The 26,332-nt window shown below is 39.8% G+C and carries 22 protein-coding genes; 7 read left to right on the top strand and 15 right to left on the bottom strand.

Going from position 1 to position 26,332, the window contains the following annotated elements; translation table 11 throughout:
* The first annotated feature begins 103 nt into the window (after nt 1–103).
* Nucleotides 104–517 (top strand): hypothetical protein, encoded by a 414-nt coding sequence (locus EXS92_RS03720; RefSeq protein ID WP_165515610.1) that lies wholly within the window; start codon nt 104–106, stop codon nt 515–517.
* Between the two features lie 4 nt (nt 518–521).
* On the opposite strand, the gene hydE is transcribed toward EXS92_RS03720, so the two are convergent.
* Genes hydE through EXS92_RS03695 form a run of 5 tightly spaced genes read right to left on the bottom strand, consistent with a single transcriptional unit; the run spans nt 522 to nt 6,182 of the window.
* Nucleotides 522–2,060 carry a hydrogenase biosynthesis protein HydE gene (gene hydE / locus EXS92_RS03715; RefSeq protein WP_165515609.1) on the bottom strand — a complete coding sequence of 513 codons (1,539 nt, stop codon included), beginning with the start codon at nt 2,058–2,060 and terminating at the stop codon, nt 522–524.
* Between the two features lies 1 nt (nt 2,061).
* The gene (hydD, locus tag EXS92_RS03710) at nt 2,062–2,598 is read right to left on the bottom strand and encodes a hydrogenase biosynthesis protein HydD (protein WP_165515608.1); all 537 of its coding nucleotides are present in this window, start codon (nt 2,596–2,598) and stop codon (nt 2,062–2,064) included.
* Nucleotides 2,595–3,269 (bottom strand): Ni/Fe-hydrogenase, b-type cytochrome subunit, encoded by a 675-nt coding sequence (cybH, locus tag EXS92_RS03705; RefSeq protein ID WP_021177260.1) that lies wholly within the window; start codon nt 3,267–3,269, stop codon nt 2,595–2,597. The genes hydD and cybH overlap by 4 nt, the downstream gene beginning before the upstream one ends.
* Before the next feature lie 12 nt (nt 3,270–3,281).
* On the bottom strand, nt 3,282–5,018 hold the full coding sequence (locus EXS92_RS03700) for a nickel-dependent hydrogenase large subunit (RefSeq protein WP_165515607.1): 1,737 nt from the start codon (nt 5,016–5,018) through the stop codon (nt 3,282–3,284).
* 9 nt (nt 5,019–5,027) lie between these two features.
* Nucleotides 5,028–6,182, bottom strand: a complete 1,155-nt coding sequence (locus tag EXS92_RS03695) for a hydrogenase 1 small subunit (RefSeq protein ID WP_000499064.1) — start codon at nt 6,180–6,182, stop codon at nt 5,028–5,030.
* A gap of 159 nt (nt 6,183–6,341) precedes the next feature.
* Here EXS92_RS03695 and mdaB point away from each other — a divergent pair, with 159 nt between their 5' ends.
* Entirely contained in the window at nt 6,342–6,926 is a 585-nt protein-coding gene (gene mdaB / locus EXS92_RS03690; RefSeq protein WP_165515606.1) for an NADPH:quinone oxidoreductase MdaB, read from the top strand.
* A 48-nt stretch (nt 6,927–6,974) separates the two neighbouring features.
* On the opposite strand, the gene EXS92_RS03685 is transcribed toward mdaB, so the two are convergent.
* From EXS92_RS03685 to ispG, 4 genes are all read right to left on the bottom strand, one after another.
* Nucleotides 6,975–9,017, bottom strand: coding sequence for a DUF262 domain-containing protein (locus tag EXS92_RS03685; protein ID WP_165515605.1), 2,043 nt, complete (start codon nt 9,015–9,017; stop codon nt 6,975–6,977).
* Between the two features lie 233 nt (nt 9,018–9,250).
* Nucleotides 9,251–10,309 carry a tetratricopeptide repeat protein gene (locus EXS92_RS03680; RefSeq protein WP_165515604.1) on the bottom strand — a complete coding sequence of 353 codons (1,059 nt, stop codon included), beginning with the start codon at nt 10,307–10,309 and terminating at the stop codon, nt 9,251–9,253.
* An 11-nt stretch (nt 10,310–10,320) separates the two neighbouring features.
* On the bottom strand, nt 10,321–11,526 hold the full coding sequence (locus tag EXS92_RS03675) for a 2,3,4,5-tetrahydropyridine-2,6-carboxylate N-succinyltransferase (RefSeq protein ID WP_165515603.1): 1,206 nt from the start codon (nt 11,524–11,526) through the stop codon (nt 10,321–10,323).
* A gap of 2 nt (nt 11,527–11,528) precedes the next feature.
* On the bottom strand, nt 11,529–12,608 hold the full coding sequence (gene ispG, locus EXS92_RS03670) for a flavodoxin-dependent (E)-4-hydroxy-3-methylbut-2-enyl-diphosphate synthase (protein WP_000892449.1): 1,080 nt from the start codon (nt 12,606–12,608) through the stop codon (nt 11,529–11,531).
* A 119-nt stretch (nt 12,609–12,727) separates the two neighbouring features.
* Between ispG and EXS92_RS03665 the strand changes: the two genes are divergently transcribed.
* Genes EXS92_RS03665 through EXS92_RS03650 form a run of 4 tightly spaced genes read left to right on the top strand, consistent with a single transcriptional unit; the run spans nt 12,728 to nt 17,820 of the window.
* Nucleotides 12,728–13,855 (top strand): succinyldiaminopimelate transaminase, encoded by a 1,128-nt coding sequence (locus tag EXS92_RS03665; RefSeq protein WP_165515602.1) that lies wholly within the window; start codon nt 12,728–12,730, stop codon nt 13,853–13,855.
* A complete protein-coding gene (gene murC / locus EXS92_RS03660) occupies nt 13,848–15,197 on the top strand; it encodes a UDP-N-acetylmuramate--L-alanine ligase (protein ID WP_165515601.1) in 1,350 nt (449 codons plus the stop codon). Before EXS92_RS03665 ends, murC begins: the two co-directional genes overlap by 8 nt.
* Nucleotides 15,197–15,559 carry a hypothetical protein gene (locus EXS92_RS03655; RefSeq protein WP_000537717.1) on the top strand — a complete coding sequence of 121 codons (363 nt, stop codon included), beginning with the start codon at nt 15,197–15,199 and terminating at the stop codon, nt 15,557–15,559. Before murC ends, EXS92_RS03655 begins: the two co-directional genes overlap by 1 nt.
* 17 nt (nt 15,560–15,576) lie before the next feature.
* On the top strand, nt 15,577–17,820 hold the full coding sequence (locus tag EXS92_RS03650; protein WP_165515600.1) for an endonuclease MutS2: 2,244 nt from the start codon (nt 15,577–15,579) through the stop codon (nt 17,818–17,820).
* Between the two features lie 140 nt (nt 17,821–17,960).
* Here EXS92_RS03650 and ppa read toward each other — a convergent pair whose 3' ends face one another.
* Genes ppa through EXS92_RS03620 form a run of 6 tightly spaced genes read right to left on the bottom strand, consistent with a single transcriptional unit; the run spans nt 17,961 to nt 24,255 of the window.
* Nucleotides 17,961–18,482 (bottom strand): inorganic diphosphatase, encoded by a 522-nt coding sequence (gene ppa, locus EXS92_RS03645; RefSeq protein WP_001047374.1) that lies wholly within the window; start codon nt 18,480–18,482, stop codon nt 17,961–17,963.
* A gap of 55 nt (nt 18,483–18,537) precedes the next feature.
* Entirely contained in the window at nt 18,538–19,872 is a 1,335-nt protein-coding gene (locus EXS92_RS07990; RefSeq protein ID WP_165515599.1) for a glycosyltransferase family 25 protein, read from the bottom strand.
* A 57-nt stretch (nt 19,873–19,929) separates the two neighbouring features.
* Entirely contained in the window at nt 19,930–20,928 is a 999-nt protein-coding gene (locus EXS92_RS03635) for a glycosyltransferase family 25 protein (protein WP_165515598.1), read from the bottom strand.
* A 25-nt stretch (nt 20,929–20,953) separates the two neighbouring features.
* The gene (locus EXS92_RS03630) at nt 20,954–21,529 is read right to left on the bottom strand and encodes an adenylate kinase (protein ID WP_165512172.1); all 576 of its coding nucleotides are present in this window, start codon (nt 21,527–21,529) and stop codon (nt 20,954–20,956) included.
* Nucleotides 21,530–21,545: 16 nt separating this feature from the next.
* A complete protein-coding gene (gene aspS / locus EXS92_RS03625) occupies nt 21,546–23,279 on the bottom strand; it encodes an aspartate--tRNA ligase (protein WP_165515597.1) in 1,734 nt (577 codons plus the stop codon).
* Between the two features lie 34 nt (nt 23,280–23,313).
* Complete coding sequence (locus EXS92_RS03620) at nt 23,314–24,255, bottom strand: chemotaxis protein CheW (protein WP_165515596.1); 942 nt, start codon at nt 24,253–24,255, stop codon at nt 23,314–23,316.
* A 77-nt stretch (nt 24,256–24,332) separates the two neighbouring features.
* On the opposite strand from EXS92_RS03620, the gene ligA reads away from it, so the two are divergent.
* Nucleotides 24,333–26,303, top strand: a complete 1,971-nt coding sequence (gene ligA / locus EXS92_RS03615) for an NAD-dependent DNA ligase LigA (protein ID WP_165515595.1) — start codon at nt 24,333–24,335, stop codon at nt 26,301–26,303.
* Nucleotides 26,304–26,332: the final 29 nt, after the last annotated feature.

The following is a 26,332-nucleotide window of genomic DNA, read 5'->3' as shown; positions in this document are numbered from 1 at the left end:
AAGCGTGTTGGCGTTTTTACTCAAACGCGCTTGTGTTTTCTAATGGTTATTTCTAACATGCTATGGTGACGTGATAAAGAAAGGCTATATAAGAGGAGATCTTATGCGTATAGTTAGAAATTTATTTCTTGTATCGTTTGTGGCTTATAGTAGCATGTTCGCAGCGGATTTAGAAACCGAAACCAAAAACGATAAAAAGAGCGGTAAAAAATTTTACAAACTCCATAAAAACCATGGCTCAGAAACCGAGGCTAAAAACGACAAAAAGCTTTACGATTTCACTAAAAATAGCGGCTTAGAAGGCGTGGATTTAGAAAAAAGCCCTAACCTTAAAAGCCATAAAAAAAGCGACAAAAAGTTTTACAAACAACTCGCTAAAAACAATATCGCTGAAGGGGTGAGCATGCCGATTGTGAATTTCAATAAAGCCCTGTCTTTTGGGCCTTATTTTGAAAGGACTAAAAGCAAAAAAACCCAATACATGGACGGCGGGTTGATGATGCACATCCGCTTTTAAGCCCTTATTTATAATCCAAAAACGCATGCGTTTTAAGAGCAAGGGTTTTAGGGAAATACCGCACAAACAAATCCAAAAACACTTTTTCGCCAAAGAAATCCCCAGCGATCGTTACTTCTTGGACGCTAAAATTTTGCGCATTATCCCAAATGAAATTCCCTAAAAACTCCGCTAAAGAATCCAAAATCCCCAAACTCAAAATTTCATTTTCCACGCCTGCGAGCCTGAAACTCATCGCACTGTGCATGATCTTTGAAAAGTTTAAAGCCATTTTCAAAGAATCGTCTTTAAGGATTTTATAATCAATCCTAGGGCCTTTAGGGCGTAAGCATTCTTTAGCCAAAGGAATAACGCTCTGCACGCAAAAATCTTCGCTATAACCCAAAACAAACCCTAAAATTTGAAAAAAATCCAATAAATTCGCACCCCCTAGATTGTGGTGAGAAAGCTCTACAATGCGCGCGTAAAAATCAGGGAATTTAGCCGCGTAGTTTTGTAGCATTCTGGAGGCTTTTTCATCTTGTTTGAGGAGGTTAAATATTTGATTGAAATCAAAACTAATGCTTAAAAGCGTTTTTAAAGAACCATTAGCATGCAATAACAACCTTGTAGGGCGCTTGAAACTAAAATACAAAACGATAGAATTGGGGGTTGCGCTTAAAAACTCTAATTCATCTTTAAAGGGAAGGGTAGAAAGATGGTTTTCTAACACGAAATTTTTAGCGGGTGTGATCAAGCGCTTAGGGGTTTTAAAAAGCGCTTCATAATGCAAAAGCGCTTCACAAGAACGGCTTTCATGCATAAAAACAAATTCTATACCCTCATCTTGTAAAATACGGCACAATAAATTCAATATGGGGTCAAAGGGTAGTTGGGCTATGATTTCATCGTTTTTAAAAGTGTCCTTAAACACGCTTTTTAATGAGGCTTTGATGGAGGGTTTTTCCAAACTGGCTAAATATTTAGCATCTTCTAAAGGCAATTTAGTGCAGCTCAAAACGCTAGAAAGATCGCTAAAAATAACGCTTGGAGAGGGATTTTTTAAAGAAAGGGATAATGCCCCCCTAGAAGTGAAAATAGGGATAAAATCCTGTGTTTTGAGCGCCTCTTTTAATTGGGTTAAGCAATCTATAAGCTCTTTAGGGCTATGGATTGTATCTCCTTTAAAAGCGGTGTTTTCAATCAAGCCCAGAGTATCGGCATACAAAGATGCGTTTTTGTCTAAAAAATCTTGATGCTCTTTAGCGTTCATAAAAAGGGGCTTTGAAAGGCTTGTTGTTTGGAAAAGATTTTCATCTAAAGGCTCTGTGATTTCCTTTAAAGACAAAAAGCTAAAATCTAAAGAAAAGGGCAGAATTTCGCTGAGTTTTTGCGCGAATTCTAAGGTGATCTCAGCGTTCGCTTGGAGGTAGAAAGAAGTCATGTTATCTTTATAAACGCTATAAAAACGTGCTTGCAAATTGCATGCCATTTGCTCTAAAAGGGGCGTAAAAATCAGGCTTGTTTTTTCATTAACGCATCTAAAAAGAAAGACAAACACCAATTCAAAAACCCTTATAAGAGAGTTCAGCGATACAATCTAGGGCGATATTGCCCGTGCGTTGCATTTTAACCCCCCATGCGTTGAGTTGGGTTTCTATGGCTTTTAGGGCTGTTTCTAAAGCGTTTAACATTTCGCTTGAAAGCTTGAAAGTGGTCTCGCTCCCTATCACAAAAGGCACAAGCCCCACGATAAAAGTTTTAGGCAGATCCCCTAAAAACTCCGTGAGCCTTAAAGTGTGCAGCATTTCCACTTCATGCGCGCTCCCAGCCCATGTGATTTCTTTAGGAGCGTCCTTAAAATCAAAGGCATAAACTGATCCAATTTCAACGCCTTTAGCGCTCACGCAATCTAAAATCAAAACCTTTTCATACGAAGTGATCAAAGGAATGAGTTGCTGAGCCATAGTCCCCCCATCCACAATATCCACGCTAGGGAAAAAAGAAAAATTCTTTTTAAGATAGTGGGCTAGATGCACCCCAATCCCTTCATCGCCAAAAAGGATATTTCCAATGCCTAGAATTAGGATTTTTTCACTCATTCTTTGGTATAACCATAGCCATTAATCATAGAATCCGCCCCTGAACTATCATACCGGATAGAATGGAAAAACACCATATAAACATGCACAGGGACAAACAAAATAAACCCCCAAGTCGCTAAGTGGTGGATGAAACGAACATTCGCTAACCCTCCACAAAGCGTTTCAAACCACTTAAAAGCGCTTGCTAAAAACGCCCCAAGCCCCGCATGATAGACATTATAATACAGCACTATCCCGCTCAAACTCATCAATACGATCAAAACAACCAAAGTGAAATAAGCCACGAGTTGGATAGGGTTATACAATCCTTTAGTGTGGGGTTTGCCGCTGATAAGAAAATACGCTTTCATCTGATCGATCCAAGCTTTTGGGCTTAAAAGTTGGCCAAAACTCCTGCGTTCCATCAAGCTTTCTTTAGTGAAAAAAAGATAGGTTCTAAAGATTAATGCGCTAATGAGTAAAAACCCAAACATGACATGAAAAGAGCGTACATAAGCTTGTAAAAGATACACCCCTTTATAAAAGCTGGAATTAGGCTGCAAAAAAGGGTAAGCGATGTAAAAACCTGTAGCGATTAAAGCAAAAATACTCAAAGCCCTAACCCAATGGAAAAAGCGCACAAAACCTGAATACTCTTTGTGTAAAACGACCTTATTCATTTTATCCATGCGTAACCCTTTTTAGAATTTAGCGAAATTAGGCTCTACTTTAAACTCGTTTAAAGACTGCCCTTTAAAATCCATCACATGCACTGAGCATGCGATGCATGGGTCAAAAGAATGGATAGTCCTAATGATTTCTAAAGGCTGGGTTAAATCAGCGATTTTAGTACCAATCAAGCTCATTTCATAAGCCCCCCTTTGATTTTTGGAATCCCTAGGCCCCGCATTCCAAGTAGAAGGCACTACCGCTTGATAATTTTCCACCACGCCGTTTTTAATACGCACCCAATGGCTTAGCATGCCCCTTGGCACTTGACCAATGTAGCGCCCTTTATATTCTTGATTTTTATCAATGTGATAAGGAGCGCAAGTGCTTTGATCGCTTTTTAGATTTTCCACTAACGCATCAAACGCCAAAAGACCATTATCAGCGATAGTCTTAGCTTCAATACACCTTGCAGCTGTGCGCCCAAGCGTTGAAAACAACGCCTCTAAAGGCAGTTTCGTGTCTTTTAAAAACTTCGTAGCCACTTCAGTAACATAAGGGTTTTTCGCCGCTAAACCTACCACTACGGAACTTAAAGGGCCTACTTCCATGGGCTTACTATCGTATCTGGGCGATTTTATCCAAGAATATTTATTTTTAGTGTCAAGCACTTTAGCAGGGATGATTTTATTTTCAATCCCCACGCTCTCGCCGTCTTTTAAACCGGTATAATGCGGGTTCGTTTGCCCGTCATAAGGGTGGAGTTGCACCTCTTTAGTGTCTTCATATTGATACCAAGAATGCGTAACTTCTTCTTTAATCAAACTCTCATCAATGGGGTGCAGTTTAGAAATATCCCCATCAAGCACCACCCCACTACTCAAAAGGTATTTATCCTTCCCGAGCAACACTTCTTCATAAGCGATAAAATTCCTTAAGCCACAGCCTTTAATAACGGATGGTTCGTTAGCGAACATTTCGCCCGCCATCACCAAATCAGGGTAGTAAGCATGGTTGATAAAATTGGCCACCACTTCAAACTTGCTCTTCCATTCAGCCAATCTCGTCGGATCCAATATATCCATAACACTCGTAACACCCCCCACCGTTAGGCTTTGTGGGTGAGGCTGTTTGGCCCCAAAAATAGCGGTCATTTTCGCCGCTTCCCTTTGGATTTCTAAAAGCTTGAGGTAGTGGCTTAAGACGATTAAATTTTGCTCTGGGCTTAAACGATAGGTTTTATGCCCATAATAGCCATTACTAAAAGGCCCTAAAGATCCGCTCTTAGCGAAATCACTCAAGCGTTTTTGAACCGCTTTTAATTCACCGGCACCGGTATTAATGGGATAAGGGCTGTATTTGAAAGAAAGTTTTGAAGCTTCAAAAGGGTCGGCTTTTAAAGCGCTCATAATATCGCACCAATCAAGCCCATGCAAAGTATAGAAATGCACCACATGATCATGAAAAAGTAGTGCCATGTTCATCAAAGATCGCACTAATTGCGCGTTTAATGGGGGGGTGATGCCTAGAGCGTTTTCTACCGCAGTAATACCGGCTTTATAATGCGAATAAGTGCATACCCCACAAATCCTTTGAGCGATAAAGCCTGCATCTCGTGGGTCTCTGCCCTTAATGATCGTCTCTAGCCCCCTAAAAAGCGTAGAAGAAGAAAACGCATCGGTAATCACATTATCATCATCTACGATCACTTCAATCCTTAAATGCCCCTCAATCCTGGTGATAGGATCGACTACGATTTTTTTTGACATGTTAATCCCTTACTCTTTGTTTTTGATCGCTTTAGAAAGGAGCGCATGCGCAACAATGCCAATAGCGGTTGCACTAAGCAAAGTTGTGCCGACTTTATCGGCCACTTTATCAGCCCCTAAGCCGTCAAAAGCGGTTTTAATGGAACGATTCGCTAAAGGCTCTTCAAAAGGACTCATCGTATCCCAAAAATTAGGCTCAGAACACCCTATGCACCCATGCCCTGCACCTATGGGCCAAGAAGTGTGTGAATTGAAGCGGAGTTTGGAGCAATTGTTGAAAGTATAAGGCCCTTTACAGCCCATTTTATACAAACAAAAACCCCTTTTAGCGTTTTCATCGCCAAAATGCTCCACAAATTCGCCCGCATCAAAATGCCCTCTCCTTTCGCACAAATCATGGATCCTGTTCCCATAAGCCCAAGAGGGGCGGTTATACGCATCCAATTTAGGGAGAGCCCCAAACATCAAGTAATAAAGCACATTGCCCACGATATTTTTTTCACTAGGCGGGCAACCAGGAACATTAATCACGGGTTTGTCAATGATTTTATGCAAGGGTTGCGCGTTAGAGGGGTTAGGGTAAGCCGCTTGAACGCCCCCAAAACTTGAGCATGTGCCTATGGCAAAAATAGCGGCTGCGTATTTGGCGGCTTTTCTGCACTCTTCAGCCCCCGTTTCAGCGTTTGGGCCTTGAGTGAGGAAGTATTCTGTGCCTTGGGGGATACCGCCCTCTACCATTAAAATGTAATTGTTTTTGTGCTTTTCTATGGCGTCATGCAAGCTTTTTTCAGCCTGAAAACCGCTCGCTACCATGATGGTCTCATGGTATTCTAGGTTGATGTAATCAAAGATAATGCTATCAATAGTGGGGTCTGCACTCCTTAACAAGCTCTCGCTGCAGCCGGTGCATTCTGCCATGTGCAACCAAATCACAGGCAACCTGTTAGCCACTTCTACCGCTTTCAAAGTCAAGGGAGCAAAACTAGCCGGCAAGGCTAGAGTCGTGCTCATCATGCCCGCCCACTTCAATAAATCGCGCCTAGAAATGCCCGCACCCTTAAACTCGTCTTGCAAGTTTTTATGCTCGTTATGAGCGTTAAACGAGCTGACTATCTCAAGGCGTTCTTCAATCTTTTGATAGGTCTTTTTTTCATCGTAGAACATGACCACTCCTTAATTAGAAATTTTCATTATCTTAACATAATAAAAATAATGTAGTGGCAATTGATTGTTTTTTAGTTTTTATTTAGATGAAAGGAATTTCTTTAACATTAAGTTTCATTTGGATAGAATTCCCACTTATTTTATTAAAAAAGGAACAAAATGAAAAAAGTACTCATCATTAATGGGGCCAAAGCGTTCGGGAGCTCTGGGGGAAAACTCAATGAAACCCTAACCCACCATGCAAAAAAGACTCTAGAGTCTTTGGGGCTAGAAGTGGATACAACGATCGTGGATAAAGGCTATGAAAAGAGCCAAGAAGTGGAGAAATTCTTTAACGCTGATGCGACGATTTGGCAAATGCCTGGCTGGTGGATGGGCGAGCCTTGGATTGTGAAAAAATACATTGATGAAGTCTTCACTTCAGGGCATGGGAAGCTTTATGCTAGCGATGGCAGAAGTTCGCAAAACCCCACCAAAAACTACGGGAAAGGGGGCTTGATGCAGGGCAAAAAATACATGTTGAGCTTGACCTGGAACGCTCCCATTGAAGCCTTTAACGATCCTAATGAATTTTTTGAAGGGGTGGGCGTGGATGTTGTGTATTTGCATTTGCATAAGGCGTTCCAGTTTTTAGGGCTTTCAGCGTTGCCCACTTTTATTTGCAACGATGTGGTGAAAAACCCCCAAGTGGAGCAGTATCTTAACTCCCTAACCGTGCATTTGCGCCAAGCTTTTGGTAAGTGATTTTAAAATAAGGGCTTTTTAACCCCCCCCATTTTTTGGGGGGCTTGTTTATTCCACAACAAAGTCTCTGGGATTGAGATCGCAGCCTAAGATAAGATCTTTAAGATTACTGCCCGTAGTTTGATAACTCGCATTGCTTACAAAGTAAAATCCGTATTTTTCAAAAGGCACAACCAAAGTGCCATCTCTATCCCTTAATTGCGCTTTTGCTTTATCCCAGTAAATGTATTTTTGAGACTCAGTGTAGCTTTCAAAGGCTTCTCTGGCATTTTCTAGCAAGTAGTCTATGACAACGCTAGCTAATTCTTTAGCGTTTCTTGCCATGTGCCTTTGGCCATTGGGGAGCTTGACGCTTTGAAGATTATGGTTAGTTAAGTCATCATCAAGGGTTTTATTAAGCTCTCTGGTGCGGTATTCTTTAGGCAAATCTTTAAACAATCCCACTTGACAGAATTGATCCGCTAAATATCCGCTCCTAGCTTTCACTTCCTCTATCCCCCAAGAATGGGTGTTGTTGATGAAATAGTCGTTTAAATGCAAAGAGCTGTATTCTTCCATAAGCGCTATTTTTTCCTCGTAAGATTTGTTGCTAAGCTTTTGATTTTGCCCTGATAGGGTTAGATTCCCAAAATTATTAAGGTAGTCTTGCTCAAAAGTGAAATAATCCCCCACCCTATCGCGCCATTCTTGAGTGGGGGTTTTGGGGTAGAAATGCTCCACTTCCAGATTTTCTTCTCTTGGCGGTTCGGCGTTGCTTAGCTTTTCTATCTCAAGCAAAATGAATTTGCACACTTGATTTGCTGCATAAGCGTTACGCACAAGAAACGCCGCTTTAATTCGATCGTCATTAGGAAATACCATTTGACCAACGCTCTTGCCCAAATACTGCTTCAATGCATCGGCTGAAACATTTTCTAGCTGTCTGTATAAAATATAAAGAACTTTATTAAGTGCACCGGTAGGATCTCCGCACACGCTTCGGCGCACATAGTAGCTGATAAGGATTTGCAAAATTTCGCAGAAGTTTTCATAATCCAACTTGCCTTCTTCAAAGTCTCTGGCGCAACGCAAGATAAAGGGCTTTGCCACGCCAAATTTGATTTTCACAAGATCCTTAATACGCAAGCGTAAATTCGCCAACTGCTGCGGATCCCCACGCCCTAAAAAATAATGATCTCTGTCTAAAAAGATTTGATAGATTCTGCCATATTCACGCATATCGCTCATAAGACCTTGTATATCATCAGAGAAATTGTCTCTGTGGTGGGCTTTTAGCGCGTAATACACTTCACGCTCTCCCTCTTTTAATCTATTTTCAAGGTAGATTCTTAAATAGGTGATGATAAAATCATTCAAATCCTTTTCGCCAAGCCAGTTTTCTAAAGGAACCCAATAAGTATTATAAAGATGATTCTGGTTGTCAGAATTTTCTCCCATCATCAGATAGTTGCGGATGAGATCCAGCCCTTTTAATTGCACGCCGGTAGCGTTAATGCTTTCAAACACCACTTGCGGATCGTCTTCGCCTAGCTCTAAGCCTATGGCTACGATTTTAAGTCGCAAAAACGCACCATAAATCTCTTCTATGCGATACCCCTTGCTGATATAATTGTCAAGCTCTTTGGTGAAAAATTTATAATTGTTCCTGATGTGTGATACGCCTTGTATTTCATGCGATCGATTTTGCATGACCAGATCAAAGGCTTCTTTGTCGCTTTTAATAGGCTTGAGACGCAATCTTTGTCCCGAAAGATTGAGTAGATTACCAATCTCTTTTTTTATCTCTTCATTTGGTATCTTGGTTTCTATGGCTTTAAGCAAAAGCATGAGAGTGGTAATCCTTTGCTGCCCGTCAATGATGACAAATTCTTGCAGTTGTCTTAAGCTCTTTTCATCATCAATCCAATGCAAAATATAAGTGATAGAACCCATGAAATGCGTTTTCTTATTTTGAGAAATACTGACAATATCTTGCAGTAATTTTTCACAATTTTCTTCTTCCCAAGTGTAGTTTCTCTGGTATACAGGGATAGAAAATATCGTGCCTGGTGGGGCAAAAAATTCGTTAACGGTGCTTTGTTTCGCTTCCATCGCTTTTCCTTTTAAATAAGATCAAAATCACACCGAGTATTAAATCAAAAAAAAAAGATAGCTTAAATTTTTGAAAAAGTCCTAATTTGTGGCTAAATTTATCTAAAAGATATAAAAAAGCTTTGCGCAAAGCAAGCACTAATCTCTTAAAAATGCGATCTTTAGGGGGGTTTAGTTAATGGGAGCGAGAATGGTTTCAAAATACCCCCTATTCCCTTAAGAAATTGCTATTACTAGGGTATCTCATAAGAATGATACGGCATGAACAAGCGCCCGTAATTAGGGTTCACGCGCAATAAATGCTCTTTAAAATTCCCGTAATTACGACAGCTTGACTCAAAACCATTATCGCACGCATACGAGAATAAATCCAAAGCCCTCTGATCGTCTTGAGGCACGCCTAAGCCCTTTTGATACAGCACGCCTAAATTGTTACAACTCCCCAAAATCCCCCCATCGCATGCCATTTGAAAATATTTCGCCGCGTAGTGGTTATTCAAAGGAGCCCCTAAATCCCCATTCGCATAAATCCAGCCTAAATTCGCGCACCCCATCATATCCCCAGCGTTACACGCCAAATAATTCAAATCCACTTGACTGAGTTGCGCTTTATCAATGCCATAAATATTATTCACATTAGACATCAAGCCCAGATTATAACACCCCATATCATTCCCGTTTTCGCATGAAAATTTATAATAACTCATCGCTTTGTAATAATCTTTTGGGACCCCACTCCCATTAGCAAACATCCACCCCAAATTATTGCATGCGATCATATCCCCCCCTTGACAAGCCACCGCATACAACTGCAAAGCGTTTTCTTTGTCGTTCGTATCCGCATTTTTCTTGTTTTCATACATTTGAGCCAAGTTCGCGCAAGCGGTCGCATCGCCCCCACTGCAACCCATTTCATAATAGCGAGCGGCTTTTAATCTGTTCGTTTGGATCCCTACCCCATTAGCATACATCGCCCCCACTGCAAAACACCCGGCCGCATTGCCATTATCGCACGATTGGGAAAAAAGCTTAAAAGCCCCTTGATAATCGCCCTTTTTAGCCAAATCAATACCGGCAGAAAGCTCGGTTTGAGCGTTTTCAGGCGATCCCAATTTGTCTAACAGGTTAGAGTTATCGTTTTTAGGGGTGATCTGGGTGTTAGGGTTTGGCGCGCCCTTAGCGTTAGCGGGGTTTAATTCAGGGGGCGTGTTTTTTGGGGCTTGATTGTTTTCTTCAGCGCCGCTAAGCTGTAAGACTAAAAAAACAAGCAATAACAAACTTTTTTTGAGCATTCTTTTAATCCTTAATGCAGGTTTTGATTCAACTCAATTTTTTTCACGCTCCTAAAAGCAATCAGCTTACCATTCTGGCTATTGGAACGAAAATGCACGCCATTTTTTCCGGAAAGCTCTTTGCCTTTGTAGAGATTGTTGGCATGTTTTTCTAAAGCGCTATTCACTTCTAAAAGCTTTTTAAACTCATTTTCTTCAACTTCTATCACGCTCCCGGCTAGTATGGCAACGCCTGCATCCACAATACAGCCATCGCCTAAACTAATACCGGTAACGCTATTAGCCCCTAGCAAACAATTTTTCCCGATGCTAATAGGGTTATTATTCCCTCCGCTTAAAACGCCTAAAACGCTCGCCCCCCCACCAATATCAGTGCCTGCTCCAACCACCACCGATGAAGAAATACGCCCCTCATTCATGCACACTCCCATAGCCCCTGCGTTAAAATTCACATAACTCGCCCCAGGCATTTGGGTATAACCTCCGGTGCCTAAATACGCCCCAAAGCGCGTTTTTGAGCTATCCAGTAAGCGGATATTATCAAATTCAGGGATTAATTGCATCAAATAGCGCGGGAATTTATCTATAAAATCAATGCTAGGGAAATGGCCTCGCATTTTTAAAGCCACTTCGTTCATTCTGAGCCATTCTAATTCATAAGGCTTGTTACCGCTCCAAGCCGCATTAGAAAGCTGGTTAAAAATGCCCTCTAAATTCAAACTCCTCAAAGGGGCTTTCCCTAAAGAAAGCGCTAAAAGTTTCATATACGCGCTCTCCACGCTCTCGCAAGGCTTATCTTCATACAAGATCACCAAGCGATAAAGAGACTCCCCATCGCTATTTTTCAAACGATTTTCTTCTAAAGCTTTTAAAAGCTCTAAAACCACTTGGATGTTTTTATGAGTCATTTTATTAGAATAGGCTTCATTCAAAAAGGGCGTATAAAAATCCAGCGCTTTTAACACAAAACTTTCATCAATCTCAATGACGCGCTCGCTCGCGCTCTCTTTTAGGATTTTTTCTTTAGAAAGCGAGTTGCAAAACACCGCATAAGAGCCTAAATTTTCATCTTTCCAGTTCAAAACGGGGTAAGTGGCGCATAAAATCTTTTTGGAAATGGGGGCAATATCCACTCTGGCAATGCCAAAGCCTAAAGGCTCTTTATAGTTATTAGATTGCTGGTAGTTGCTCACAAAATTTTTAAACTTATTGATCATGCCTAATCCTTTAAACTCTTTTCTCTTTCTTTAGCTAAATTTTCCACTTCTATCACAAAAGTTTCAAACAAATCCTTTTCAGCCAGTTTGTGAATGACTTTACCCTCTTTAATGATCAAACCGCTGCGATTCCCAAAAGCGATCGCCATGTCTGCATGCTTGGCTTCACCTAAAGCGTTCACCACGCAACCCATCACGCTAATGTCTAAAGGGGTTTTAATATGGCTTAGGCGTTTTTCTACCTTGCTCGCCATATCCACTAAATTGGCCTCAATGCGCCCGCAAGTGGGGCAAGAAATCAAATTAATCCCTTCTTTCAAACGCCCGCTATGGCGTAAAATCGCTCGAGCCACTTTGATTTCATTTTCTAACTCCCCTGTAATGGATACGCGCATCGTATCCCCAATGCCTTCCATTAAAAGCCCCCCTAAAGCCATGGCGGATTTGATACTGGAGCTAAAAAGATTCCCCGCTTCAGTAACCCCCAAATGGAAAGGATAGATCACAAGAGGGCGAAGCATCCTGTAAGCTTCTATGGTGCGAATCACATCGCTCGCTTTCAAAGAAATCTTAAAATCAGTAAAATCCAAATCTTCTAAAAGTTTGGCGTTATATAAAGCGCTTTCTACCATGCCTTTTGGGGTGGGTCCGTATTTTTGATCAAACTGCTTTTCTAAACTCCCGGCATTCACGCCAATTCTTATAGGAATGTTTTTTTCTTTACAAGCATCAACCACCGCTTTAATCTTGTCTTTAGAGCCGATGTTTCCGGGGTTAATCCTGATCGCATCCACGCTTTGAGCGGCAATGAGAGCGAATTTATAATGGAAATGGATATCAGCGATTAAAGGCAAAGGAGACACTTTTTTCAATTCTTTTAAGGCCAGGGCATCCTTTTCATTGCTCACCGCTACCCTCACTAAATCAGCCCCAGCGAGTTTGAGTCGGTCAATTTGATTTTTAGTGCTTTCAATATCAGCGGTTTTGCTAAAGGTCATGCTTTGCGTGCTTATGGGAGCATCACCCCCTATGGCCACGCCACCGATAAAAATTTGCTTGGTCTTAACTCTATTTTCCAGCATTAAACCTCTTCATCAGTTAAATTCTTATGCGCTATTATACTCTTTCTTGGTGGTTTCATACCATAACGCTTAAATTTTAGATAAGATTAACCATTCCATTTTAAGATTAAAGTAGCCCTATGACCTTTGAGCCTTATCCTTTTGAACGATTAAGAGCCTTGTTTAAAGAGATCACCCCTAAAAAAAGGGGGCTAGATCTAAGCATCGGCGAGCCGCGATTTGAAACGCCCAAATTCATTCAAGACGCTCTCAAACAGCATGCTCATTCGCTCAATATCTACCCTAAAAGCGCGTTTGAAGAGGGTTTGAGAGAGGCTCAAAGGGGTTTTTTTAAACGCCGTTTCAAGATAGAATTGAAAGAAAACGGACTCATCTCCACGCTAGGATCTAGAGAAGTGTTATTCAATTTCCCTAGTTTTGTTTTATTTGACTATCCAAACCCCACTATCGCCTACCCTAACCCCTTTTATCAAATCTATGAAGGATCAGCCCAATTCGCTAGAGCCAAAAGCCTTTTAATGCCTTTAGTTAAAGAAAATGATTTCACTCCAAGCTTGAATGAAAAAGAGTTGCAAGAAGTGGATTTAGTGATCTTAAATTCCCCTAACAACCCCACCGGAAGAACCCTTTCTGTAGAAGAGCTGATTAGTTGGGTCAAACTCGCTTTAAAACATGATTTTATTTTAATCAATGATGAATGCTATAGTGAAATTTATGAAAATACGCCTCCCCCTTCGCTTTTAGAAGCTTGCATGCTCGCTAATAATAAAGATTTTAAAAATGTTTTGGTTATCCATTCGCTCTCCAAACGATCTAGCGCTCCAGGGCTAAGGAGTGGTTTTATCGCTGGGGATAGTCGCATTCTAGAAAAATACAAAGCGTTTCGCACCTATTTAGGCTATACGAGCGCTAATGCGATCCAAAAGGCTAGTGAAACGGCTTGGCTAGATGATGAACATGCAGAATTTTTCCGCAATATTTATGCGAATAATTTGAAACTGGCGCGAAAAATCTTTAAAAACACGCTCATTTATCCTTATAGTTTTTATGTGTATCTGCCCGTTAAAGATGGCGAAAATTTTGCTAAAAGACTTTATCAAAATGAAGGCATTACTACTTTACCGGCTTTGTATTTAGGGCGTAATCATATCGGCGCTGACTATGTGCGTTTAGCCCTTGTCTATGACACCCCCCTTTTAGAAAAGCCTTTAGAAATCATAGAAGCTTACCGAGAAAACCATGCTTGAAACCCCAAAAGTTTTACTCAAAAACTTACAAGATTGTAAGATCCATTTTATCGGTATAGGGGGGATTGGCATTTCAGGCTTAGCCAAATACCTTAAAGCGCAAGGGGCTAAGATCAGCGGATCTGATATTGCCATAAGCCCCAGCGTTAAGTATTTGAAAGCTTTAGGCGTAGAAATTAATATCCCACATGATCCAAAGGCAATCAACAATCAAGATGCTATCATCCATTCAGCCATTATCAAAGAAGACAATACCGAAATACAAAGGGCTAAGGAATTAGAAATCCCTATTTTGTCTCGTAAAGACGCTTTGTATTCTATCCTTAAAGACAAACGCGTTTTTAGCGTGTGCGGGGCTCATGGAAAAAGCAGTATCACGGCCATGTTGAGCGCGATTTGCCCCTTTTTTGGAGCGATTATTGGGGCACATTCTAAAGAGTTTGATTCCAATGTGCGAGAGAGCGCGGATATGAGCTTGGTTTTTGAAGCCGATGAGAGCGATTCAAGTTTTTTGTTTTCCAACCCTTTTTGCGCGATTGTGCCTAACACAGAGCCAGAACATTTAGAGCATTATGATCACGATTTAGAGCGCTTTTTCTCCGCTTATAAATATTTTTTAGACCATGCTCAAAAAAGAGTGATCTATAAAGAAGATCCTTTTTTAAAAAACTATTCTAAAGACGCCATTGTTTTAGAAAAAAAAGACATTTATAATATCCAATACATTTTAAAAGACGGCGAGCCTTACACTTCGTTTGAATTGAAAAATTTGGGGGCTTTTTTGGTGTGGGGGTTAGGCGAACATAACGCCACGAATGCGAGTTTAGCGATTTTAAGCGCTTTAGATGAATTGGATTTAGAAGAAATTAGAAATAATTTATTGAATTTTAAAGGCATTAAAAAACGCTTTGATATTTTGCAAAAAAACGCACTCATTCTCATTGATGATTACGCCCACCACCCTACTGAAATTAGCGCCACTTTAAAAAGCGCTAGGATTTATGCTAACTTATTGAACACGCAAGAAAAAATTATAGTGATCTGGCAAGCGCACAAATATTCTCGCTTAATGGATAATTTAGAAGAGTTTAAAAAATGTTTTTTAGAGCATTGCAACAGGTTGATCATTTTACCCGTTTATAGCGCGAGTGAGGCTAAAAGAGACATTGATTTGAAAGCCCATTTTAAACATTATAACCCCACCTTTATAGACAGGGTGCGTAAAAAAGGGGATTTTTTAGAGCTGTTAGTCAATGATAATGTTATAGAAACGATTGAAAAAGGCTTTGTGATAGGCTTTGGAGCGGGGGATATTACCTATCAATTGAGAGGCGAAATGTAATGGGCGTAGCGGTTGTTTTATTTTTAACGCTAGTTTTATTGTTTTTAGTGTTAAGGGATTTTGGTTTAGCTAGCCCTAAACAAAAGATTTTAGCTTTTTTAATCGTGGGGATTATAGGGGCGAGCATCAGCGTTTATACTTATAAACAAAACCAGCAAAACCAACAAGAGATCGCTTTGCAAAGAGCGTTTTTAAGAGGGGAAACTTTGTTGTGTAAAGGCATTAAAGTCAATAACCAAACCTTTAACTTAGTGAGCGGGACTTTAAGCTTTTTAGGCAAAAAACAAACCCCTATGAAAGACGTTCTTGTGGATTTGGATTCTTGTCAGACGCTTCAAAAAGATCCCTTAATCCAACCCTAATGAATACCCAATGAATAATGAATAATAATAATACCCTACCCAAACCCTTAGAAGAAAGCCTGGATTTAAAAGGGTTTATCGCTCTTTTTAAAACCTTTTTCGCAAAAGAAGGGGGTATCACTCTAGAAAACGATCTCAAACAGGCTTTCACTTATCTAACTGAAGTGGATTCGATCGGTTTGATCGCCCCCAAAAGCGTGAAAGAAAGCGATCTTATTCTTATCAAACTCACCAAATTAGGGACGCTCCATCTAGATGAAATTTTTGAGATTGTCAAACGATTGCGCTACATTGTCGTTTTACAAAACGCTTTTAAAACTTTCACGCATTTAAAATTTCATGAACGCCTTAACGCCATTATTTTACCCCCATTTTTTAATGATCTAATCGCTTTATTGGATGATGAAGGGCAAATCAAACAAGGGGCTAACGCTACCCTAGACGCTTTGAATGAAAGCTTGAACCGCCTTAAAAAAGAAAGCGCAAAAATCATTCACCATTACGCCCACTCTAAAGAGCTTGCTCCTTATTTAGTGGATACGCAAAGCCACCTTAAGCATGGCTATGAATGCCTTTTATTAAAAAGCGGGTTTTCTAGCGCGATCAAAGGCGTTGTGCTAGAAAGGAGCGCTAATGGCTATTTCTATCTTTTGCCTGAAAGCGCGCAAAAAATCGCCCAAAAAATCGCGCAAATTAATAATGAAATAGATTGCTGTATCGTTGAAATGTGTCAAACTCTAAGCCGTAGCTTGCAAAAACACCTTTTATTTTTAAAATTCCTTTTTAAAGAATTTGATTTTTTAGACAGCTTGCAAGCCAGACTCAATTTTGCTAAAGCTTATAATTTAGAATTTGTCATGCCAAGCTTTACGCAAAAAAAAATGATTTTAGAAAACTTTTCACACCCCATTTTAAAAGAGCCAAAGCCCTTAAATTTGAAGTTTGAAAAATCCATGCTCGCTGTTACTGGCGTGAATGCGGGCGGGAAAACCATGCTCTTAAAATCGCTTTTAAGCGCGGCTTTTTTGAGCAAGCATCTCATTCCTATGAAAATCAACGCCCATCATTCCATTATCCCCTATTTTAAAGAAATCCACGCCATTATCAACGACCCCCAAAACAGCGCGAACAATATTTCTACTTTTGCCGGTAGAATGAAGCAATTTAGCGCTCTTTTATCCAAAGAAAACATGCTTTTAGGCGTTGATGAAATTGAGCTAGGGACTGACGCTGATGAAGCGAGCAGCTTGTATAAAACCCTGTTGGAAAAATTGCTTAAACAAAACAACCAAATCGTTATCACCACGCACCACAAACGCTTGAGCGTATTAATGGCAGAAAATAAGGAAGTGGAATTACTAGCCGCTCTTTATGACGAAGAAAAAGAACGGCCCACTTACACTTTTTTAAAAGGGGTTATTGGCAAAAGCTATGCGTTTGAAACCGCTTTACGCTATGGCGTGCCGCATTTTTTGATTGAAAAAGCGAAAGCTTTCTATGGCGAAGATAAGGAAAAATTGAATGTTTTGATTGAAAATTCCAGCGCGCTAGAAAGAGAATTAAAACAAAAAAATGAAAGCTTAGAGAACGCTTTAAAAGAGCAAGAAGATTTAAAAAACGCATGGCTTTTAGAAATGGAAAAACAAAAAGAAATCTTTCATAATAAAAAATTGGAATTGGAAAAATCCTACCAACAAGCCCTAAATATCTTAAAAAGCGAGGTCGCTTCAAAAGATACCAGCTCCATGCATAAAGAAATCCATAAAGCGAGCGAGATTTTAAACAAACATAAAACAGACCAAGAAATCCCACAAATCATAACAAGCTTTCAAATTAACGAAAAAGCGCGCTATAAAAATGAAAGCGTGCTGGTTATACAAATTTTAGACAAGGGCTATTACTTGGTAGAAACCGAGCTTGGCATGCGCTTGAAAGCGCATGGGAGTTGGTTGAAAAAAATCCAAAAACCCTCTAAAAACAAATTCAAACCCCCTAAAACCATTATTCCTAAACCTAAAGAAGCGAGCTTACGCCTTGATTTAAGGGGGCAACGCAGCGAAGAAGCCCTGGATTTACTAGACGCTTTTTTAAACGACGCGCTTTTAGGGGGCTTTGAAGAAGTGCTGATTTGCCATGGCAAGGGGAGCGGGATTTTAGAAAAGTTCGTGAAAGAATTTTTAAAAAACCACCCCAAAGTGGTGAGTTTTAGCGACGCTCCCATTAATTTAGGCGGCAGTGGGGTTAAAATCGTTAAATTGTAGTTTTTGGCGCTTTTTATGGGGAATACAAAAATCCACTTTAAACTACCCTATTTTACACCAACACCCAACAAGACAAAAGCCTTTTAAAAGAGCGTTAAAAAGGGCTTATCGCTTAATTGATCCAAAACCCTTAAAAATCTTTAGCCTTGATAGGCTTTTATCGCTTTTTCTAAAACCTTAATCGCGCTCTCTTTGTTTTCAAACCCCTTGACTTTCACCCATTTATTAGGCTCTAGATCCTTGTAAGTTTCAAAAAAATGTTTGATTTTATCCAAAGTGTGTTTGGATAAATCATCAATATCTTTAACATAGGAATGCGTGGGATCAATCTTATCTATGGGTAGAGCGAGTAATTTTTCATCCATTCCGCTTTCATCTTCCATGTTCAAAACCCCAACCAAGCGCGCTTTCACTACGCTTCCGGCTTGAAAAGCCACATCGCTTAAAACAAGCGCATCTACAGGATCGCCATCAGATCCTAAAGTGTTAGGCACAAAGCCGTAATTTGCGGGGTAATTTTGCGCCCCATAAAGCACCCTATCCACCATTAAAGCCCCGCTTTCTTTATCCAATTCATACTTGATATTAGAATGCTTGGATATTTCAATCACCACGCACAAAGAATCAGCGTCATGGCTCACTTCTAACTTCTCTAAATTCATTGCAATCTCCTTTGAATAATAAAAAAGAATTATTCTAACATAAAGCCCGCTCTTTTTAAACCTCTTTAGGGGTTTTTAAAGGAGCGTATTGTTTGCTGTATTTGTGAAAGGCTTTTAAGCACTTTTGAGCGTTGAATTTATGATAAAAAAGATTATCAAAATAGGATTTTCTAGGGGGTTTTAATGAAATGTCAGGCTTTTTTGCATTTTGAATGGTGCTATTGAAAGCATGTTTGTTTAAAGAAACAGGGCAAGGCAAATAGGTAAAATTCGCAACATTATGGTAAGTGGGGTTGTTCATAAACATATCCACCGGCTCTATGATTTTAAAACGCTCCGTGGCTTCTATAAAGGTTTTAGCGCCTTTTGGCGTGAGGTAGTAGGCGGCCGTAGTGGCCACATACACGCTGGTGAGGTAAAAATGCTCTAAAAATAGCGCTTCTTTTTCATTATCAGCGCGAGATTCCCAAAAGGTCTCTTTGATGTTTACCTCTTTTGCCAATAAGGATTCGTATTTTCCCATGAGTTCATCGTATTTTCCCATGAGTTCATCGTATTTTCCTGTGAGATCATCGTATTTTCCTGTGAGATCATCGTATTTTCCTGTGAGTTCATCGTATTTTGTGGTGAGATCATCGTATTTTCCTACGATATTCTTATACACTTCTGTCCGATCTAGAATATTTCCAATGAAGCGGTTGAGTTTTCTTTTAATTTTTCTAAAAACCACTGGATTAAAAGAGGTTTTTTGGGGTGCTATTTTGCGAGAATCAGATAGTTCTTGTCGCGTTTCCATAATAAAGTCTTGTTGTGCATCTTGTGTGGGATTGGGGGGGGGGGGGGGGGTAACTTCATGGTTTTCAATAGGCGTTTTTTCAATAGACGCTTCAGCCTCTGCATGATTTTCCATAGGCACTTCAACCTCTTCATTTTCATTCTCTGTATAGATAGGGAGAGAGCACAAATTGGTTTTATGGCCTCCCCAATAATGCCCATAGAGCCTCACAAAATCAAAAGGGCTTTTCAAGCAATCTTCTAAGGCTTGCATGAAATTAGACTCTAAGGCTATATCATCTTCTAAAATAACGATCGGTTGGTTTGTTTTAACGCATTCTTTCCACAAAAAATAATGGCTTAGATAGCACCCAAATTCTTGGGGCAATAATTCTTGATAACAATAATCAGAATGAAACCAATCGGATTTTAACATGCTTTGCGTATCATAAAGCTCTTGAACGAATTTTTCAAAATCTTCGTGTTTGGGGCTAATAGCGTCAAAGATTTGAAAAACGCAACGGCCTTTAAATTTTTCATTGGATTCTAAAACGAGTTTTTCAGTATCCAAACGCCTTTGACTTTCTTTTAAAGAAATGATATAAACTTGTGTCAAATGAACTCCTAAATATGGCATTCTGTGGCATTCTACCATAAAGTTTTTTCATTCTTTTTAAAACTCTTTAGGGGTTTTTAAAGGAGCGTATTGCTTGCTGTATTGTTGAAAGGCATTTAAGCGTTTTTTGGCATTCAAGCTATAATAGAAAAGATTCTTAAAAGTTGATTTTTTAGGCGGAAAGGGGTAAGATTTCAAGCTCTTTTTTTGGGGCTTTTGAATGGTGCTGTCTAAAGAATGCTCGCTTAAAGAAACAGGGCAAGGCACATAAGTTAGATTCGCCACATCATGGTAAGCAGAATTATCCATAAACATATCCACCGGCTCTATGATTTTAAAACGCTCCGTGGCTTCTATAAAGGTTTTAGCGCCTTTTGGCGTGAGGTAGTAGGCGGCCGTAGAAGCCACATACACGCTGGTGAGGTAAAAATGCTCTAAAAAAAAGGTTTCTTTTTCATGCGTTGCGTAATAGCTTTTTTGTATTTTTTTGAGAATATAATGAATGACTTTATGGGTAGAAAGATTTAAGAATCTAGAAACATCAAAAAATTTTTTAAATTTTTCTAAAATAGGGTTATTTTTAAAAGGATAATCAAAGGGAGGAAATACAAATTCTTTGGGCAAAACATGGAATTTTGTCTCGTGGTAATACCAATAGCACCCATAGAGTCTCACAAAATCAAAAGGGCTTTTCAAGCAATTTTCTAAGGCTTGCATGAAATGAGACTCTAGCACTACATCATCTTCTAAAATAACGACCGGTTGATCTAATTTGACGCATTCTTTCCACAAAAGATAATGGCTTAAATAGCACCCTAATTCAGGCAAAGTCAAACCAGCGCCCACATAAGAATGATACCAATCAGATTGCAATAAACTCTGGGCGTCATAAAGCTCTTGAACGAATTTTTCAAAATCTTGATGTTTAGGGCTAATAGCGTCAAAGATTTGAAAAACACAACGGCCTTTAAATTTTTCATTGGATTCTGAAACGAGTTTTTCAGTATCCAAACGCCTTTGACTTTCTTTTAACGAGATGATATAGACAGAAATCACAGCTCATTCTCCTTAAGAACACATTTTAATTCCCAAAAGACAAAATATACTCTTGCATTTCGCCCACAATCTCTTCAATGCTCCTCTCCCCATTGATCGCTTTATACACTTTCTTATTCTTGTAAAAATTTTGGATTTCAGCTAAGGGATCTAAAAACACCCGCATGCGGTTATGAAACACGACTTCATTATCATCAGCCCCCCTAGAGCGCCCTAAAACCCTTTCTTTAGCGGTGTTTTCACTCACTTTTACTTCAATCACGCTTTTTAAGATCACTTCGTTTTGAGCGTTCAATTCCTTATCCAAAGCCTGCATTTGTTCCACGCTCCTAGGATAGCCATCAATTAAAATAATCCCTTTTTCAGAGCTTTTAATCGCTGAAAGGATCGTTTCTACCACAATCTCTAAAGGCACTAATTCGCCTTGAGAAGTGAATTTCTCAATCAATAAGCCTCGCTCGGTCTTTTTAGCGCTCTCAGCCCTGAGTAAATCCCCGGTAGAAAAATGAGCGATTGTTTCGCTGTTATTCTTAGCGATAAGCTCTGCATCAGTGGTTTTACCACTCCCTGGGGCTCCAATGATCAAAAATAGTTGTTTCATATCGTATCCTTTTAAATTATTTTCTCAAGCGAATGTGTAATTCTCTTAGTTGCTCTTCATTAATGGGGCTAGGAGCGTTCGTCAATAAACATGAAGCTTTTTGCGTTTTAGGGAAAGCGATCACGTCTCTAATGCTATTGGATTTAGTCATTAGCATGATCAAGCGATCAAAGCCTATCGCAAAGCCCCCATGAGGAGGAGCGCCAAATTTTAGCGCTTCTAGCAAAAAGCCAAATTTCTTTTGCGCTTCTTCTTCATGGATATTGATCCTTTCAAAGACTTTTTTTTGCATTTCTTCTTTATGAATCCTTATGCTCCCCCCACCAAGCTCCACGCCATTAAGCACCACATCATACGCATGCGCTTCAATTTCTTCTATGTCTTCGCATTCTATATTTTTAGGCATCGTAAAGGGGTGGTGTGCGGCATGATAGCCGTTTTCGGTTTTTTCAAACATGGGGAAATTGACTACCCATAAAAAATTCAAAGCGTCTTTATCAATCAAATCAAGCGTTTCAGCCACCTTCAAGCGCAAACGCCCCATGTAATCTAACACGATTTTTTTATCCCCGGCCCCAAAAAAGACAATATCTCCAGTTTTTGCACCAGTTTTTTCTAAAATATTCTTAAGCCCCTTTTCGCTCAAAAATTTAACTAAAGGTCCTTTAATCCCATCTTCTTTAATTTGCAAATACGCCAAGCCTTGAGCCCCAAATTGGCGCACAAATTCTTCTAATTCTTTTAAAACGCTGCGGCTAAAAATGACATCAGCCCCCTTAACGTTCAAAGCTTTAATGCGTTTATTTTTAGGATCTTGCGCGATATTAGAAAAAATAGCGTTTGAGCTGTCCATAAAACAATCCCCCACTTCTATTAAAGGCAATTCAAAGCGTAAATCCGGCTTATCGCTCCCGTAATTTTCCATCGCTTCCTTATAAGGCATGCGTTTAAAAGGTTTAGAAATAGTATGCCCGATCGCTTTAAAAATCGCTTGCAACAAATCTTCCACCACGCCCATCACATCATTTTCACTACAAAAGCTCATTTCCGCATCAATTTGCGTGAATTCTGGCTGCCTATCCGCCCTCAAATCTTCATCTCTAAAGCAACGAGCGATTTGAAAATACCTATCCATCCCCCCCACCATTAAAAGCTGTTTGAACAATTGCGGGCTTTGGGGGAGTGCGAAAAATTCGCCCTCATGCACCCTACTTGGCACTAAATAATCCCTAGCCCCCTCAGGCGTGGTTTTAGACAAAATGGGGGTTTCAATCTCTAAAAAGCCCTTTTGGGCCAGAGTGTTACGAGTGATTAAAGCCACTTCGCTACGCAATTTGAAGATTTCATAGGAATTAGGAGAGCGCAAATCCAAATAGCGGTATTTCAAGCGCAAATCTTCATTCACGCTTTTATTGCCAATTTCAATCGGTGGGGTAGCGCTTTTATTTTCAATGACTAATTCTTCTAAAACGATTTCAATTTTACCGGTCTTTAGTTTAGGGTTTTCTAACCCAACGCCCCTTAAACGCGCTTTTCCTTTAGCCACTAGCACAAATTCGCTCCTAACCTCTAAAGCCTTTTCATAAGCCTTAGAGCTAGGATCACAGACGAGTTGCACTAAACCGCTTTTATCCCTTAAATCAATAAAAACCACGCCTCCATGGTCTCTATAAGTGTTACACCACCCGGCCACTTTGATGATTTTACCCACATCTTTTTCACTAATTTCTGTGCAGAAATGACTTCGCATGTTTTATCCCTTTAAATTAAAACAAAAATTAAATTTATGAAAGCGTTTTTTTAAGCATTTCATGGATTTCAAGAATGTTAGATTTTACCACAAAACCATCCGCTTCTAAAGATTGGGCTAACTGGCGGTTAGAATCGCTGCTCATGGACGAATTGATAATCACAGGAAGATGCTCAGTCCTGTGATCAGCTTTAATGGTTTTTAGCACTTCAAACCCTGAAACGTTAGGCATTTCTAAATCCGTAATGACCACGCCGACTTGTTGGTAATGTTCTTTTTCATATAAATAATCCAACAATTCCCTCCCGTTTGGAAAGGCTAAATAACGCAATTCTAAAGTTTGAACGATCTTTTCTAGGGTTTTAAGAGCGCTTAAGGAGTCTTCAGCGATTAAAATGAGTTTTTGGCTTTGAATGGCTTCTATGCAACGCAAAGTCAAATCGTCTAAATCCTTCAAGCTAGGGAAAACATCGCTAATCATTTTTTCCACATCTAAGATCTGCACCACTCGTTCTTCATCAAAACGAGTAATAGCACTAAGCTTACCCTCTTCATTAATGCCTTGTTTGTCCCCAGCGCTAATCTCAGTCCAATTTTTATGAATAATCCTTTCAATTTTTAAAACTTTTAGAGCGATGGAATGGTTAGAAAAATGACACACGATCACTAAATTATGGTCATCTTTAACGCTGCATTCTGTTAAATCACGACTCGGATCATTGGCGTTATAATGCAACCACCTTTTCACATCCACTAAAGGAATGGATTCGCCCCTAACGCTAAGAAACCCAAGCATCACGCCATCGCTCCCCCCAAGAATCTCTGTAACCTCTCCGTCATAATGGATAATTTCTCGGATCTTAAAAATATTCATGCCATAAAGTTGGGCGTCTTTTTCTGCATCTAATCTAAAGCACAGAAATTGCACTTCGTTGTTTAAGTGCAACGAAGTCGTTTTGTCAATGTCTCTTACCACCTAATTTCCCCTAAAGCCCTATCAAAGATTAAATGTTATAATACTACCCTAATTTAGTTTAAAAGGTTTTTACAAAAATGATAAAAAGCCAAAAAGAATATTTAGAAAGAATTGAATATTTAAACACCTTATCGCACCATTATTACAACCTTGATGAGTCAATCGTAAGCGATGCGATCTATGATGAACTTTACCAAGAATTAAAAGCTTATGAAGAAGAAAACCCTAATCGCATTCAGGCTAACTCCCCTACCCAAAAAGTGGGGGCCACTGCCACCAATGAGTTCAGTAAAAACCCCCATTTAATGCGGATGTGGAGCTTAGATGATGTGTTCAATCAAAGTGAATTGCAAGCGTGGTTGCAACGCATTTTAAAAGTTTATCCTAACGCTTCATTCGTGTGTTCGCCCAAACTTGATGGGGTTTCACTCAATCTTTTGTATCACCATGGCAAGCTAATAAGCGCAACCACTAGGGGTAATGGCTTAGAAGGGGAGCTTGTTACCCACAACGCTAAACACATCGCTAATATCCCCCATTCTATCGCTTATGATGGAGGAATAGAAATCAGGGGCGAAGTGATCATTGCTAAAGAGGATTTTGACGCCTTGAATAAAGAGCGCCTAAACGCTAACGAACCCCTATTCGCTAACCCTAGAAACGCCGCATCAGGGAGTTTGAGGCAGCTTGATAGCAATATCACTAAAAAGCGTAAATTGCAATTCATCCCTTGGGGCGTGGGCAAGCATTCTTTAAATTTTTTAAGCTTTAAGGAGTGTTTGGATTTTATCGTCTCGTTAGGTTTTAGCGCTATTCAATACTTAAGCCTAAACAAAAACCACCAAGAAATAGAAGAAAATTACCACACCCTGATTAGAGAAAGGGAGGGCTTTTTTGCCCTTTTAGACGGCATGGTGATCGTTGTGAATGAATTGGATATTCAAAAAGAGCTAGGCTACACGCAAAAATCCCCTAAATTCGCTTGCGCTTATAAATTCCCGGCTCTAGAAAAACACACCAAAATCATAGGAGTCATCAACCAAGTGGGGCGCAGCGGGGCGATAACCCCAGTCGCTCTTTTAGAGCCTGTAGAAATCGCTGGAGCTATAATTACGAAAGCGACCTTGCACAATTATTCTGAAATTGAAAAAAAGAATATCATGCTCAATGATAGGGTCGTTGTCATTAGAAGCGGCGATGTGATCCCTAAAATCATCAAGCCTTTAGAATCTTATAGAGACGGCTCGCAACACAAAATTGAACGCCCCAAAGTTTGCCCCATATGCTCACATGAGCTTTTATGCGAAGAGATTTTTACTTATTGTCAAAACCTTAATTGCCCGGCAAGGTTGAAAGAGAGCTTGATTCATTTTGCTTCTAAGGACGCTTTAAACATTCAAGGCTTAGGCGATAAAGTCATAGAGCAACTTTTTGAAGAAAAACTCATTGTTAACGCCTTGGATTTGTATGCTTTAAAATTGGAAGATTTAATGCGGCTAGACAAATTCAAAATCAAAAAAGCTCAAAATCTATTAGACGCTATTCAAAAGAGCAAAAACCCTCCCTTATGGCGTTTGATTAACGCTTTAGGGATTGAGCATATCGGTAAGGGAGCGAGTAAAACGCTGGCCAGATACGGCTTAAATGTGTTAGAAAAAAGCGAAGCCGAGTTTTTAGAAATGGAAGGTTTTGGGGTGGAAATGGCGCGCTCTTTAGTCAATTTTTATGCGAGCAATCAGGAATTTATCCGATCGTTATTTGATTTGTTAAACCCTAAAAATAGCGATACGGCTGAAGAAAAGCAAAAAAGCTCTTCTGTTTTCAGTGATAAAACGATTGTTTTAACCGGCACGCTTTCTAAACCACGGCAAGAATACGCTCAAATGTTGGAAAATTTAGGGGCAAAAATTTCTTCAAGCGTGAGCGCTAAAACCGATTTTTTAATCGCTGGAGAAAACCCCGGCTCAAAACTCGCTCTAGCAAAAAAACATGGCGTGAGCGTTTTGAATGAAGAAGAATTGTTAAAGCGCCTTAAGGAATTGGATTAAAATTAAAATCAAATACCCGGTTAAATTCT

Source organism: Helicobacter pylori (assembly GCF_011175115.1).
In the GTDB taxonomy this organism is placed as follows: domain Bacteria; phylum Campylobacterota; class Campylobacteria; order Campylobacterales; family Helicobacteraceae; genus Helicobacter; species Helicobacter pylori_DF.
Note: the sequence above shows the minus strand (reverse complement) of the source record. Positions and strands in the feature narration are given on the sequence as shown.

Bases quoted from the DNA above. Each gene is read 5' to 3' on its own strand.
- EXS92_RS03675 (WP_165515603.1), bottom strand. From the start codon at position 11,526: ATGATCAATAAGTTTAAAAATTTTGTGAGCAACTACCAGCAATCTAAT.
- hydD (WP_165515608.1), bottom strand. From the start codon at position 2,598: ATGAGTGAAAAAATCCTAATTCTAGGCATTGGAAATATCCTTTTTGGC.
- murC (WP_165515601.1), top strand. From the start codon at position 13,848: ATGCTTGAAACCCCAAAAGTTTTACTCAAAAACTTACAAGATTGTAAG.
- ispG (WP_000892449.1), bottom strand. From the start codon at position 12,608: ATGCTGGAAAATAGAGTTAAGACCAAGCAAATTTTTATCGGTGGCGTG.
- aspS (WP_165515597.1), bottom strand. From the start codon at position 23,279: ATGCGAAGTCATTTCTGCACAGAAATTAGTGAAAAAGATGTGGGTAAA.
- EXS92_RS03720 (WP_165515610.1), top strand. From the start codon at position 104: ATGCGTATAGTTAGAAATTTATTTCTTGTATCGTTTGTGGCTTATAGT.
- EXS92_RS03650 (WP_165515600.1), top strand. From the start codon at position 15,577: ATGAATAATAATAATACCCTACCCAAACCCTTAGAAGAAAGCCTGGAT.
- EXS92_RS03665 (WP_165515602.1), top strand. From the start codon at position 12,728: ATGACCTTTGAGCCTTATCCTTTTGAACGATTAAGAGCCTTGTTTAAA.
- ligA (WP_165515595.1), top strand. From the start codon at position 24,333: ATGATAAAAAGCCAAAAAGAATATTTAGAAAGAATTGAATATTTAAAC.
- mdaB (WP_165515606.1), top strand. From the start codon at position 6,342: ATGAAAAAAGTACTCATCATTAATGGGGCCAAAGCGTTCGGGAGCTCT.
- EXS92_RS03680 (WP_165515604.1), bottom strand. From the start codon at position 10,309: ATGCTCAAAAAAAGTTTGTTATTGCTTGTTTTTTTAGTCTTACAGCTT.
- EXS92_RS03630 (WP_165512172.1), bottom strand. From the start codon at position 21,529: ATGAAACAACTATTTTTGATCATTGGAGCCCCAGGGAGTGGTAAAACC.
- ppa (WP_001047374.1), bottom strand. From the start codon at position 18,482: ATGAATTTAGAGAAGTTAGAAGTGAGCCATGACGCTGATTCTTTGTGC.
- EXS92_RS03700 (WP_165515607.1), bottom strand. From the start codon at position 5,018: ATGTCAAAAAAAATCGTAGTCGATCCTATCACCAGGATTGAGGGGCAT.
- cybH (WP_021177260.1), bottom strand. From the start codon at position 3,269: ATGGATAAAATGAATAAGGTCGTTTTACACAAAGAGTATTCAGGTTTT.
- EXS92_RS03685 (WP_165515605.1), bottom strand. From the start codon at position 9,017: ATGGAAGCGAAACAAAGCACCGTTAACGAATTTTTTGCCCCACCAGGC.
- EXS92_RS03655 (WP_000537717.1), top strand. From the start codon at position 15,197: ATGGGCGTAGCGGTTGTTTTATTTTTAACGCTAGTTTTATTGTTTTTA.
- EXS92_RS03695 (WP_000499064.1), bottom strand. From the start codon at position 6,182: ATGTTCTACGATGAAAAAAAGACCTATCAAAAGATTGAAGAACGCCTT.